The organism is Acinetobacter sp. YH1901134, from assembly GCF_013416965.1.
In the GTDB taxonomy this organism is placed as follows: Bacteria; Pseudomonadota; Gammaproteobacteria; order Pseudomonadales; family Moraxellaceae; genus Acinetobacter; species Acinetobacter amyesii.
The window spans coordinates 63,834-77,217 of record NZ_VPEW01000009.1 but is presented as its reverse complement, the minus strand read 5'-3'; the positions used below and the strand labels follow the sequence as shown (position 1 = coordinate 77,217).

General features: G+C 38.5%; 14 protein-coding genes. All 14 read left to right on the top strand.

Translation table 11 applies throughout. From position 1 onward, the window contains the following. Positions 1-105 precede the first annotated feature (105 nt). The 14 genes from ilvC (at position 106) to rlmN (ending at position 13,376) form a co-directional block, all read left to right on the top strand. Complete coding sequence (gene ilvC, locus FTV50_RS10870; RefSeq protein WP_078192867.1) at positions 106-1,122, top strand: ketol-acid reductoisomerase; 1,017 nt, start codon at positions 106-108, stop codon at positions 1,120-1,122. 281 nt (positions 1,123-1,403) lie between these two features. Continuing rightward, positions 1,404-1,598, top strand: coding sequence for a hypothetical protein (locus tag FTV50_RS10865; RefSeq protein WP_180024411.1), 195 nt, complete (start codon positions 1,404-1,406; stop codon positions 1,596-1,598). A 3-nt stretch (positions 1,599-1,601) separates the two neighbouring features. After that, a complete protein-coding gene (locus FTV50_RS10860) occupies positions 1,602-2,234 on the top strand; it encodes a DUF2971 domain-containing protein (protein WP_180024410.1) in 633 nt (210 codons plus the stop codon). Between the two features lie 114 nt (positions 2,235-2,348). After that, on the top strand, positions 2,349-3,173 hold the full coding sequence (locus FTV50_RS10855) for a hypothetical protein (RefSeq protein ID WP_257223906.1): 825 nt from the start codon (positions 2,349-2,351) through the stop codon (positions 3,171-3,173). Positions 3,174-4,007: 834 nt separating this feature from the next. Continuing rightward, positions 4,008-4,508, top strand: coding sequence for a hypothetical protein (locus FTV50_RS10850; protein ID WP_078192670.1), 501 nt, complete (start codon positions 4,008-4,010; stop codon positions 4,506-4,508). A 91-nt stretch (positions 4,509-4,599) separates the two neighbouring features. Then, on the top strand, positions 4,600-5,328 hold the full coding sequence (locus FTV50_RS10845) for a molecular chaperone (protein ID WP_180024408.1): 729 nt from the start codon (positions 4,600-4,602) through the stop codon (positions 5,326-5,328). A gap of 5 nt (positions 5,329-5,333) precedes the next feature. Continuing rightward, complete coding sequence (locus tag FTV50_RS10840) at positions 5,334-7,643, top strand: fimbria/pilus outer membrane usher protein (RefSeq protein ID WP_180024407.1); 2,310 nt, start codon at positions 5,334-5,336, stop codon at positions 7,641-7,643. A 13-nt stretch (positions 7,644-7,656) separates the two neighbouring features. Then, positions 7,657-8,067 carry a hypothetical protein gene (locus FTV50_RS10835; protein WP_180007213.1) on the top strand — a complete coding sequence of 137 codons (411 nt, stop codon included), beginning with the start codon at positions 7,657-7,659 and terminating at the stop codon, positions 8,065-8,067. A gap of 474 nt (positions 8,068-8,541) precedes the next feature. Then, on the top strand, positions 8,542-9,015 hold the full coding sequence (locus FTV50_RS10830; RefSeq protein WP_180024406.1) for a sensor histidine kinase: 474 nt from the start codon (positions 8,542-8,544) through the stop codon (positions 9,013-9,015). A 119-nt stretch (positions 9,016-9,134) separates the two neighbouring features. Next, positions 9,135-10,412 (top strand): glycosyltransferase family 4 protein, encoded by a 1,278-nt coding sequence (locus FTV50_RS10825; RefSeq protein WP_373683689.1) that lies wholly within the window; start codon positions 9,135-9,137, stop codon positions 10,410-10,412. A gap of 190 nt (positions 10,413-10,602) precedes the next feature. Continuing rightward, on the top strand, positions 10,603-11,154 hold the full coding sequence (locus tag FTV50_RS10820; RefSeq protein WP_180024404.1) for a phosphatase PAP2 family protein: 552 nt from the start codon (positions 10,603-10,605) through the stop codon (positions 11,152-11,154). A gap of 121 nt (positions 11,155-11,275) precedes the next feature. Then, positions 11,276-11,476 carry a Fe-S cluster assembly protein IscX gene (gene iscX / locus FTV50_RS10815; RefSeq protein ID WP_078189615.1) on the top strand — a complete coding sequence of 67 codons (201 nt, stop codon included), beginning with the start codon at positions 11,276-11,278 and terminating at the stop codon, positions 11,474-11,476. Between the two features lie 109 nt (positions 11,477-11,585). Continuing rightward, positions 11,586-12,017 carry a nucleoside-diphosphate kinase gene (gene ndk, locus FTV50_RS10810; RefSeq protein ID WP_078189614.1) on the top strand — a complete coding sequence of 144 codons (432 nt, stop codon included), beginning with the start codon at positions 11,586-11,588 and terminating at the stop codon, positions 12,015-12,017. A 123-nt stretch (positions 12,018-12,140) separates the two neighbouring features. Then, complete coding sequence (gene rlmN, locus FTV50_RS10805; protein ID WP_180024403.1) at positions 12,141-13,376, top strand: 23S rRNA (adenine(2503)-C(2))-methyltransferase RlmN; 1,236 nt, start codon at positions 12,141-12,143, stop codon at positions 13,374-13,376. The last annotated feature ends 8 nt before the right edge of the window (positions 13,377-13,384 follow it).

The window sequence follows — 13,384 nt, the reverse complement described above, 5'->3', positions numbered from 1 at the left end:
ATATTTTCACCTCACTCCTATGGGTGAGGTACTTGAAACGTGAATAATCAAACAGAATCACGTTATCAAGTTAAAGGAAACAAAAGCATTTTAGCGGAGACAGCAATGCAAATTTTTTACGATAAAGACACAGACTTATCTATCATCCAAGGCAAAAAAGTAGCAATCATTGGTTATGGTTCACAAGGCCATGCTCATGCGCTTAACCTTAAGGATTCAGGCGTTGATGTAACTGTAGGTCTACGTGCTGGTTCTACTTCTTGGAAAAAAGCTGAAAATGCTGGTCTTAAAGTTTCAGAAGTTCCTGCTGCTGTAGCTCAAGCTGACTTAGTTATGATTTTGACTCCAGATGAGTTCCAATCACAACTATACCGTGACGTAATTGAGCCAAACATCAAGCAAGGTGCAACGCTAGCATTTGCTCATGGTTTCTCTGTTCTTTATAACCAAGTTGTTCCACGTGCTGACCTTGACGTAATCATGGTTGCTCCAAAAGCGCCTGGTCATACTGTACGTTCAGAATTCCAACGTGGTTCAGGTGTACCTGATCTTATCGCTGTTCACCAAGATGCTTCTGGTAATGCACGTAACGTTGCGCTTTCTTACGCTTCAGGTGTTGGTGGTGGCCGTACTGGTATTATCGAAACTTCATTCCGTGAAGAAACTGAAACTGACCTTTTCGGTGAGCAAGCAGTTCTTTGTGGTGGTGCTGTTGAATTGGTTAAAATGGGCTTCGAAACTCTTGTTGAAGCTGGTTATGCACCAGAAATGGCTTACTTCGAATGTTTACACGAACTTAAATTGATCGTTGACTTAATGTTCGAAGGCGGTATCGCGGACATGAACTATTCAGTATCAAACAATGCTGAATATGGCGAATACGTAACTGGTGTTGAAGTAATCAACGAACAGTCTCGTGAAGCTATGCGTAATGCGCTTAAACGTATTCAATCTGGTGAATACGCGAAGATGTTCATCCAAGAAGGTGCGTTGAACTATCCTTCTATGACTGCTCGTCGTCGTCAAAACGCGGCGCATGGTATCGAAGTAACTGGTAACAAGTTACGTGCGATGATGCCTTGGATCCAAGCGAACAAAATCGTTGATAAAGAGAAAAACTAATTTCTTGAATCAATTGATTTGAATACGAAGACCCACTCATTTTGAGTGGGTTTTTTAATATCTAAAGTTACTTGCCTTAAAAATAGAAAAGTAGTGCTCTCATTCCTTACGCGTCACTCAAAACAGTGTGCTGCCTCGTTGTACTTCGTACAAAACAATGTTTTGTACTCGTTCATACTTTGGATCCAAGCGAACAAAATCGTAAGCAAAGAAAAGAATTTATTTAATTATCTTTTGAGTTTTATGCTACAAGGAACCCAATATTAGCGTGGGTTAGAATAATGATTTTATATAAATATGTGAGTTTTGAAGCTGCTTTATCGATTTTAAAAACAAAATCTCTAGGTTTTTCACATTTAGAAGATTTTAACGACCCATTTGAATGCACTGGTTTTGGTTTTTATGATTTGGATATACCGACATCCTTAGCAATAGAGGCATTCCGTAATCAGTTTTCTAGAAAGTATGTGATTTAAAGTTTGACTAGAACCGCTTTAAATCCACTCATGTGGTCACATTATGGGGATAGTTACAAAGGTGTTGTGATCGGAATTGACACATGCAAAGCAGGTTTTGAAGATGGTGATCAATTTATTATTCCTTCAACAAAAGGGGAGTTGGGATATTTAAAAACAGCGCCGAAGCAGGCCAATGTGGCAAGTGTTGAAAAATTAATGTCGGTAGGAAATTCAAATATTTTAAATTGGGATAATGAAGAAGTTTTAATAAAGTATGGTTTTTTTTATAAAATGCAGGAATGGGCATACGAAGAGGAAGTACGTATTGTAAAAAATATTAGTGATGCTCAATTCGGGTATCACTTTTCTACAAAAACACATGCATATATCAATGACCAACTTTGGCAAAGAGTCCAATTGCAAACGCGTCCAATTTATACGTTAAAATTGCCTGAAGAAGCCTTTGTTGAAGTATATGTTGGGAAAAATGCATATATTGATCTTAGAAGAAAGCAAGAGCTTGTGAAGCTAGTAATTGATCATAAGGTAGATCAGTTTGAATTGCTGAAAGATCTATGTATTCAATTTAATATTGGTTTGAAATGTATTTCATTAGATTTGGAAACTTGGGCTTTCAAAGCGACTCCAATTTAATCTGATGATTTGAGTTGTAGGTGGTTTCAAAACTCCTATATTTGTGTCATCTGTGTTGAATTTAGGTTGTGATAGAGTAGGCATTATTCATGCTGTATGGAGTGTGTAATTGCAATGAAAATATCAAAAATCTCTCTTTTACTCGCTCTTTGTCTACCAGTGGTGAGTTTTGCACAAGAGGCAGATATAACACTGCCTGAGTTAAAGCCTTTACCTGATGTTCGGATATCCATGCAGCGGATGCTTCGCTCGACTGAAGGACGCTATTTCTTAGATCTATATGCTGGTATATGGAATCCGCATGGGACTTTAACTGATCTACAAGAACCAAAACAAATTAACTTTAAAGGGACTCAAAAAGCTGATTTTATTGACTTGAATTCAGTCAATGTTGGGACTGAACAAAGTGCTGCAACAGCTTATCGATTGGTAGGAACCTTGAATGCCAATACAGGCTCGTTTAAAGCTGAACTGATGGAAAAAACGGCATCACCATCTACAAGTTATCTACAGTTTGAACCTGCATTTAAAGCAGTAGATAAACCTATCCTGTTGTTTAAGTTCTATGGAGTGCAATCCGCAGATCAGCCCTATGGCAAGTCTCTAAAGCGCGTAGATGTAATTAATAAGTCAAATGGCGAGGTACTACAGTCATTACAAGGCTTTAATGCTTTTGGGAATAGTATGGGATTCTTAGATGTAAACTTTGATGGATACTATGATGTTGTACTCTCAGACACTTCTGATGGTCGAAAAATAGAAGATAAGCGATTTATTTATTGGATGTACAATCCTAAAACGAAGAATTTTCAACGTTCACCGCAATTGGAGAAAATTGCTGGATTTCCAAAATTAAAAGGAGAGTTGCAGCAGATCGACTTTGGATCAGGTCAAATCTTTCGAGTCGATCAAGGATTGCTTTATCCAGTCAGTGAGTAAATTAAATTTTTTAAAAAGCCCCATAACTTGGGGCTTTTTTTATTTATAGAATTTTCTAAAGAAGAATTCAGGCAGTTTAAAAAGAGGTAGTCCGTATTTTGAATAAAAAAGCAAAGTAAAATGAGTGTTGAAAGAGAGGGGGGAAATTTCTATATATGTGATAATTCACGTAATAAATGAGATTCTAAAAATTTGAAAACAAAAACTGAAATTTCAAGAAAGAAAATATGATTTACAAAACCTTAACATTGGCAACTAAGATGTATTTCAAAACCTGCAATTTAATACATAGGTTCATTATTTGGTGACGTAATTCTTGTATTTTGTTTCAAAAGACATACCTGAAATTGGTGATTATATATTTAAGATTCTATTTAAAATTTGAATTTAATCGTTCTTTACTATCAATATGGTTGAATATTCACATAGTATTGGTTTGTTTGAGAATTATTTTGAACTATTTCACAAATATTTGGTGAAATATGTAACAGCCTATATTATTTTTAATGTTAATAAATTTAATAAAAACAATAAGATATAATATGCCAAAAAATAGGGATATGAAAAAAATCCCCAAAATTTGGGATAAAGAGGAAAATTAAATAAAAACATAAAAATTAAAAATATTTAATATATTACAAACACATAATTTAAATATTTGTAAAAAATAATATTACATGAATATTCGTGTGAAATTTCCATATTAGGTTCTTTTTTTCTCAACATGATTAAGAATGAATCAGCACCTAGGGAAAGTAAGATTAATTAGTTTTTCTTAATAAATATCCTTTGATGCACATACTAATAAATCTCATATGAGAATGGAGAAGTGAAATGTCTACATCTAAAATTTTAACCGCAGTACTATCTGCAACATTGTTCGTAGCACTTCCAGCAACATCTGCAATCGCTGGTGGTAAAAAAGAATCTAAACAATGTGGCGGTGCGCCGTGTGAAGGCGAAATCGACATCGAGTTACAGATTCTGAAAGCATGTGAGCTTTTGGTAGGTAAAGACATCAAACTCGTTGAAGACAGTTATACAGGTGCTAGTAGCTTTCAAGTTACAACAAACACTCCATATACACTGAATTTATCTACAATGAATGCAGGCACAAGTGCAGATACTTTTGTAAAACATGAAACGACTACTGATAAAGTAGCTACAAAAATCACGACTACAAAAGGTGGTGTGAATTATCCAATCGGCTCTACACCTGTAGCTGGTATGAGTGTTGATAACTTCACAGTATCTGTTGCTCCAAAAACTGCAATTTCAGCGACTCAACGTGCTGGTACATACAAAGATACTTTATATATCAAAGTAGCTTACTAATCCAAATTTAGGGAGTTGATTCTACATAGTTAGGGTCAACTTCTTTTTATTTTGAATTGATAATAATATTTAAATGTACTGGGGTGAGTATATGAAAAGTTTATTTAAAGTCGTTTCATTTAGTTTAATGACTTGCTTATTGAGTGCTCAAATATTTGCAGGTATTTCAATTAGCCCTGTGCAGTTATATTTAACCGATAAATCTAAACAGCGCAGTGCGACATTTACTTTGGAATCGAAAGGGGATGATGAGACACCACGTATTTTTGAAGCTAAAGCATTTAAATGGACTCAAAATGCTGCAGGTGAAGATATTCTTTCACCTGAATCCAATATTATTATCAATCCGAAAAATTTCATTCTAAAACCAAACTCAAAACAAATGGTTCGTGTGGGTTTTACTCAATCTGTAGAGAGTATGAATCTACAACAAGAAGAAGCATGGCGTATTATTTATACTGAGCTACCTCAAGTGACGAACTCTGAATCGAAAATTGCACTGTTATTAAGTATTAATGTGCCATTTTTTGTCGGCAAACAAGAACCCGCTTATTTAAAATTTATTGCCAAAAAAATGAATGGTCGCACCATTATTCAGGTTGAAAATTTAGCAAAATCACACATTCAAATCCAAAAACTTTATGTCATCGATAAAAGCAAGAAAACAGTCGCTGAATCTTCCGATATGAAATATTTATTGGCATTAGGTAAAAACCAATACGACATCGGGAATGTTTCTTTACAAGGCGCTAGTAATTATAAAGTCGTTGTGGAAACAGATAAAGGTGACACTCCTTTGGAGTTTAATTTAGTTGAGTAGTGGCTATGAACAGAATTACATTGCTTCTATATTGTATTTTATGTGCTAATTCTGCTCATGCAGAAGCCGTTGATATGCCTGATGATTTATTTCCAACCAGTATTTGGGTAAACGAAGTAGACCGCAAGAGCGAAGTATTATTACTGACTGAAAATAACAAGTTTTATATAGAGTGCGCAGATCTTGATAAGCTGCAAATTAAAGTAGAAATTCTGAAACGACATGCAACTAAAAATTCATTTTGTTTGGTAACGGATCAAGATATTCAGTCTGGATTTGATCCTCAATTGCAAGCCGTCAAAATTAATCTTCCATCAAAATATTTCTTTGGGCTAGAAACTGATACCTTAATCAGCCAGCCGATGCCTGCAAATTTTGGTGCATTTCTTAATTATGAAATGCATTTTGAAAATAATACTCAACATAATAATTTTGGTGTGCTACCTGAACTGGGCGTGTTTAAAGACAATTGGATTTTAAGAAATAATGCCTTTTATCGAAATAATAAAGGGGATGATTATCGTGAAGAAAAATTCGTCAGGTTAAATAGTAGTCTTGAGTTTGATTTTTCTAAAAGTGCGACCAAACTGATTATTGGTGATACGACCTCTGCATATAGTGCATTAATTCATGGTGTGCGATTTGGTGGTTTGAGTTTTGGTACAGACTATACGTCACGCCCAGATTTCGTGTATTGGAATATTCCAAGTCTAAAAGGTAGTGCGGTTTTACCTTCGACTGTTGATTTATATATTGATGGCGTAAATATTTATCAGAAAAAGATTTCACCTGGAGATTATAACTTACAAACAGGTGCCAATATTGAAAGTGCCGGTACAGCGCAAATGGTTGTACAAGATGTATTGGGGAATACTACTGTTAGAAGCTTCCCGGTATTAATTAGTAGTAAATTGCTTAAAGAAGATTTAAATGATTACAACATATCATTAGGGAAACTACGCTTCAGTTATGACGAAGAAAATAGCGATTATCGCGATTTTTTCAGTTCAGCCTATTGGCGTAGAGGTGTTACCAGTCGTACCACTTTAGGTGCAAGTGCTACCTATAGTGACAAAGTAAAAAATGCAGGACTGCTATGGACGCAAGCGGTCAATCGATGGTTTGTTTTAGACAGTATTTTTTTAGGCAGTAAAACCGATGACGACGATGGCTATTCTGCAGGTTTGGCTATCAGTCGTAATTTCGGGAAACTCAATTTTGGTGTGAGTTCACGCTATGCTACAAATGATTATCGGGCATTGGGTTATGAAGATAATCATATTTTTCCAAAATTTGAAAATATGGCGTATTTAAGTTTTGCTAATTTTCCATTCTTTCAAAATTTAAACCTGAACTATATCGAACAAACCCAGTATGAATCTAATGATCCTTTATTTGAATTAGAGGATCGCAAAATGCTTACAGTGGGTGTGAGTCGCGAAATCACACAGAATTTAATGTATACCGCCAATTATTTTAAAGAATTTGGTGATAGCGATGACTCAGGTGCCTTTATTACATTTTCTTATAATTTTGGTGGTGGTAAGCGTATTCAGGCTGATGCAGGTACCAATAAATCCGGCGGTGTACGTTTCATCCAAAATGCATTTGGTGAATATGGTGCAAATTATGCGCTCGGTGTGGATTATCGTAATGATGAAACGGTATTAAATGCCTATGGTGGTTTGTCCACTGATGTAGGTGATTTAACCCTAAGTCATCTCTATAGTGAAAATGATTCAACAACACAGGTTGGCTACCGTGGCGCTATGGTGTGGTTGGGCGGTCAATACGCATTGACCAGTTTTGTCGATAATGCCTTTGCTTTAGTGAATGTTGGTGGTCGTGAAGATATTGATGTCATGCGATCAATGTCTCCAGTCGCGAAAACCAATAAAAAAGGCTATGCCTTTGTACACGATATAGTTCCTTATATTAATTACGATATTTCATTTGATGAAAACCAATTGCCGATCGAAAGTAAAGTTCCGAATGCTGCACATCGTTTAGTTGCGTTAAGACAGCGTGGTTATAACATTAATTTTTCAGTATTTGATACACAACAAATATTGGTCAAAATATTGGATGAACAAGGTCATCAATTTGTTGCAGGAAGTGAAGTTGCAATTGATACCCCAGAAGCTGATGTTTATCCAGTGGGTTCAGATGGCACGGTGATGTTATATGGTTTGGTTGAAGGCCACTACAAGTTGACGGTGAGGACCAGTGGTGGTCGATCTTGCCAAACAGCATTAACAGTGCCGAAAAAGGTAGAAAACCAAACTCCTGAATTAATTACATTGCAGTGTAAATAAAGGAGTATTTCCAATGAAAAGTATTTTACTCATCTCAGCAGCGTTATTTAGTTCAATGACATTTGCAGCACCGAGTCGCTGTGAAATGGGACGAATCAGTGAAACCAATATGCGCTTGGCGAATTACTATAATAGTCAAGCGGCGAGTTCATTTAGCGTCGATTGTTCAGGTAAATACCGCATACGCTTTAATAGTCGTAATTTGCAGGATACTTCGGGCAGTAGTTTTGTGACGAATGGCCCGATTAAGCTCAAAACACGGATGACTGTTTCAGGTGCGATGGAAAATTTGTGGAATGTTTCTACCGAGCAAGGCGCTGGCAAAAATAACTATGTGATTGCAGTGCGTTTGGTGGAGCGAGTGAATGCAACGACACCTGCAGGAATCTACCGCGATACAGTCTTTGTAAATATGGTGTTTTGAGATGCTTAGCGACCGATTTTCTTCATGGCTAAGGTGAATATATGCAGAGTGCTGATTTCGTTCATACCGCTAGATTGAAGCTTGATGATAGATATTTAGGTGAATCTTGGGCTTTAATCTAAGTAGCTTAATTTTCTGCTATGCGTATAAAGTCAGAAATGAAGGAAATTTGATTTCAGCATATGCTTCCCCGATAACTACTTTGGGTGTGGCGATTATTTTTGCACTACGCTTGACTAAAAGTGTAAGACGAATTGAAAAATTTAATGGCACTTTGGCCACACTGGTCACGCAAGCAAATGAGAGTAAATACACATTTTACACAATCATTATCAGTTGGAAATGGAAAATACTCGCTTGCAAGAGCGTATTCAAACAGCACATGACCTACATGATGGCTCAGCTAGATCATTGCGATTAATGGCATAAGCTGAGCAGAGCGCCAAAGATCTGACCAATCCACAATTTTTATCGATGTTGAAAATTTTAAGAGATGATTTACGACATATCATAGATAGCGGTTGTAGTTTAGGCACTAAACTACCTGAAACCCCTTTGTTATGGATGGCACCCTTTAGACACCGTTTTAATCAGTTATTTGATGAGCTCGATATACACGCTAAATGGTCAGTTGCTGCGAAATGGGAAGTGGATGTTACTCCACTGGAATGTCTAAGCTTACAGCGTGTAGCTGAAGAGGCATCTACCAATATTGTGAAGCATAGTCATGCGACCGTGGTGCAGATCCGAATTTACTACGAAAACTCGGTGTTGATAATGGAAGTTGAAGACAATGGCGTGGGGGGTGATGTGGATCTGGTTAATCAAGCTGGTTTAAGTGTGGGGCTTCGTAGTATGAGTGGGTGTTTAGAACGGATGAACGCAGATATGCAAATCACTTCTCGTGTGGGTCAGACGATTTTAAAAGTGATTAAAAATTACGGATAAATCATAATTTTGTAGATGAAATTATTCAATTTTTTTCAACAAACTGTCATCAAATAATCATCAAAATGCAAAAAACTGCTGCTTAAACTGTGGATATACATTTATAAGAAGCATGTAAGATCATGACAGAATCGGCTATCAATTTAGGGCGTATGCAGGATGAACCTGCACGCTTTCAGTTCCAATTTAAGCATTTGCAATCACGAATGGATGTGCAAGCGGTCTCAACTTTAATCCGTCCAGGTCTAAAAATCGCCATTGTTACAGATACGTGGGCGCCAGAAATTAATGGTGTTGCGCATTCTTTATTGCAGTTGTGTAAAGGCTTGCAGCAACAAGGCAACTCAATATTTTTAATACGTCCTGAACAGTCCGAAAGTTGTCAGGATTTCAAACCTGATCAAGAGTGTTTGGTTCGAGCGCAGTCGATTCCTAAATATTCAGGTTTACAATTTGGCTGGCCGCAACTAATTAAACTGAGTAAAGCTTTAAAAAAAGCCCAAGTCGACATTGTGCATATAGTCACTGAAGGACCTTTGGGATTTGCTATGCTTCAACTGGCGCGTTCTTTACAGATTCCTGTGTCCAGTGGTTTTCATTCGGCCTTTCATGATTTTAGTCGCTTCTTTGATTTAGCGTTTTTAATGAAGCCTGTACAACATTATTTACGATGGTTTCATAATAATACTCAACTCACCTGTGTCCCGAGCCAAGATACTGCGGATGCCTTGCATCGATTAGGTTTTAGTTGTCCATTGGTGGTGGTGGGGCGAGGTGTGGACCATAGTCGATTTTCTCCCTCACATTATCGAGCAGATCTGAGACAACAGTGGCGAGCAGATGAACATACCCGCGTGATGCTGTATGTCGGTCGGCTATCTCCTGAAAAAGAGGTAGATGTTTTAATTTCAGCCTATCGTTCGATGTTGGCCATGGATGCACGAACGAAATTGGTCATTGTGGGTGATGGGCCTGATCGTGAACGATTAATGCAACTGGCAAAATCCCTAGATGTTATTTTTATGGGAAGTTTAAGTGGTCAGGCTTTATCGGAAGCCTATGCTAGTGCGGATGTTTTTGTTTTCGCAAGTCAGGTTGAGACCTTTGGTAATGTGGTTTTGGAGGCGATGGCCAGCGGATTGCCTGTGATTGCATATAATGCTGCATGTGCCCAACTGCACGTGAGAAATCAGCTAACGGGATGGTTATGTCATTTATCCCGAACCGATGAATTTATTCGTCTTATGCAACAATTGCCGCAACGCGCCAAATTAAAAACAATGGGCATCGAGGCGGCAAAAGACGCTGCTAAAATCGGATGGCAATATCCTGTACAGCAATTTGAGCAAGCGCTATATCGCGTGGTGGATCAAGCCATGATGAGCCAATGGAGCTAGCGCTATTGGTTATATACTGGTTGAGCATCCTCATAACCAATATTCATTGAACTGTCATCAAAGCATCATTGCACTGTCAAAAAGATAACTTAAGCTGAGTCAAGTACAGATCTCAACTTGTAAAAATAACAACATAAATCTAGCTCAACCCCAACACAGTCAGGCTTTGACTGTAGATAGGAGATTAGCGATGAATTTTAAAAATGCAAAAACAAGAATGCTGCATCTCGATTTAAAAGGCTGTATTTATCTCAATCATTTTTCACATCAACAAGTTGTTGCTGACATATTTAAAATGGTGAGTCGACTTGGTGATGGTATGTTTTGGTATGTCATGTTGGCGACGGTTTGGATCGTGCAGGGCATGTCTTACAGTGTACAAATCGTCTATGTATTACTGGGTGGTTCCGTCGGCACCTCGATCTATAAACTCCTCAAAAAGAAAACTGTGCGCCCAAGACCGTACCAAGTGCATCAAGTGATTCGCTTAGGTGAACGCCCTCTAGATCATTTTAGTTTTCCATCGGGGCATACTTTGCATGCGGTCATGGCGACAACAGTATTGGGCTATATTCAACCCATGCTGTTGGTCTTGATGTTGCCCTTTACGTTATTAGTGGCGTTATCCCGCATGATCTTAGGTTTGCATTACCCCAGTGATGTCGCAGTCGGTGCTGCAATAGGCGCTGCCGTCGGTGCCGTTATTATTCTCTGTGCACCTCTTTTTGGTTTGGTTTTATAGTTTGATGTGGACATCACAATTGCAAAATCTGGTAATAAAAAAATTAAAAGGGTTTATCACGTCCAATTGCTGAAATTTGTTAAAGTAAGCCATCATTCTATAGACGATGTTAGGAAGACCCATGGGTTTACGCTGGACAGATACCATTGATATCGCAATTGAGCTGTATGAAGCTCACCCTGATGTTGATCCGCAATGGATTCGCTTTACTGACCTACATGCATGGGTATGTGCATTGCCAAATTTCACTGATGACCCAGAAAAGTCGACTGAAGGTCTGCTTGAGGGAATTCAGATGGCCTGGATTGATGAGGCAAGTTAATCCCTACATCGAAAAAAGCAATTTTTTTGTATAGCAAAAGCAGAAAATAGCGCATTATTCGGTATAATGCGGCAAATTTTTCACGTCAAATTGACTTAAGGAGCCTCTCATGGCTATTGAACGTACTTTATCTATCGTTAAACCAGACGCAGTTGCTAAAAACCACATCGGCGACATCTTTGCTCGTTTCGAAAAAGCTGGTCTTCAAATCGTTGCAACTAAAATGAAACACTTGACTCAAGCTGAAGCTGAAGGCTTCTACGCTGAGCACAAAGAACGTGGTTTCTTTGGTGACCTAGTTGCATTCATGACTTCTGGTCCAGTTGTAGTTTCAGTTCTTGAAGGCGAAAACGCAGTTCTTGCTCACCGTGAAATCCTTGGCGCAACTAACCCTAAAGAAGCTGCTCCTGGTACTATCCGTGCAGACTTCGCTGTAAGCATCGACGAAAACGCTGCTCACGGTTCTGACTCTGTAGCATCTGCTGATCGTGAAGTTAACTACTTCTTCGCTCAAACTGAGATCGCTCCACGTACTCGTTAATTCGAAGTATTCAAACCAGATAAGTGGTATACTGCTTGTCTGGTTTTTTTATTCTCTGAATAATTCTTTGCTCAATAACTGAGCTTCTCCTTTGATCTTTAGACATGGTTTAGGTAATTACACATGAGTACTGAAGTAGTCGCTACATCAGCTGTTTCTGATGCACAGCAACAATCTCCATCCGCTCCGACGCAGCAAAATACTGTAGAGAAAGTGAATTTACTGGGCATGTCACGTCCGCAAATGGAAAAATTCTTCGAAGATATGGGGGAGAAAAAGTTCCGTGCTGGGCAGGTGATGAAATGGATTCATCAGTTCTTCGTGACTGATTTTGCTGAAATGACCAATATTTCTGGCAAATTGCGTGAAAAACTAGAAAAGATTTGTGAAATTAAAGCGCCTGAAGTGGTGCATAAAAATTACTCAAAAGACGGTACTCGTAAATGGGTGTTCCGTGTAGGTGATGGTGCAGGTTCATTGGTTGAAACTGTGCTCATTCCTGCGGAAGATAAAACCGGCGCACGTAAGACCTTGTGTATTTCGTCACAAGTGGGCTGTGCTCTGGACTGTTCATTCTGTTCAACCGGGAAACAAGGTTTCCAACGTGATTTGAGCCAAGCTGAAATTATTGGACAGCTTTGGATGGCGAACTTCTCTTATATGGAAGATGTGCCAGTTGCGGATCGTGAACGTTCAGTGACCAACGTGGTGATGATGGGCATGGGTGAGCCGCTGTTGAACTATGATGCTGTATTGAATTCAATGCGTATCATGTTGGATGACTTTGCGTATGGTATGTCCAAGCGTCGTGTGACTTTATCAACCTCAGGTGTGGTGCCTAAAATTGACCAATTGGCACAAGACATTGATGTAGCCTTGGCAATTTCACTCCATGCGCCAAATGATGAACTACGTAACGAACTTGTTCCGATCAATAAAAAATATCCATTGGAACAGTTGATTGCAGCGTGTCAGCGTTATATCGCCAAAGATGGTAATGAAAGTTCGCGTAAACACGTGACCATCGAATACGTGATGTTAGATGGTGTAAATGACCATCCTGAACATGCACAGCAAATGTTAAAGCTGTTGAAAAACCTACCAAGCAAAATTAATTTAATTCCGTTTAACCCGTTCCCGCATGCGCCATACGGTCGTTCAAGCCGTAACCGTATTATTTCTTTCCAAAAAACTTTGTCTGATGCCGGTTTTGTGTGTACGATTCGTCAGACACGTGGTGATGATATCGACGCTGCGTGTGGACAACTCGTGGGGCAAGTTGCTGACCGTACTCGTCGTGCGGAGCAATGGAAAAAGAAAGTTGCGCAGCAAAATGAGATACTGCGCTCACAAGGATAATAAAGAGG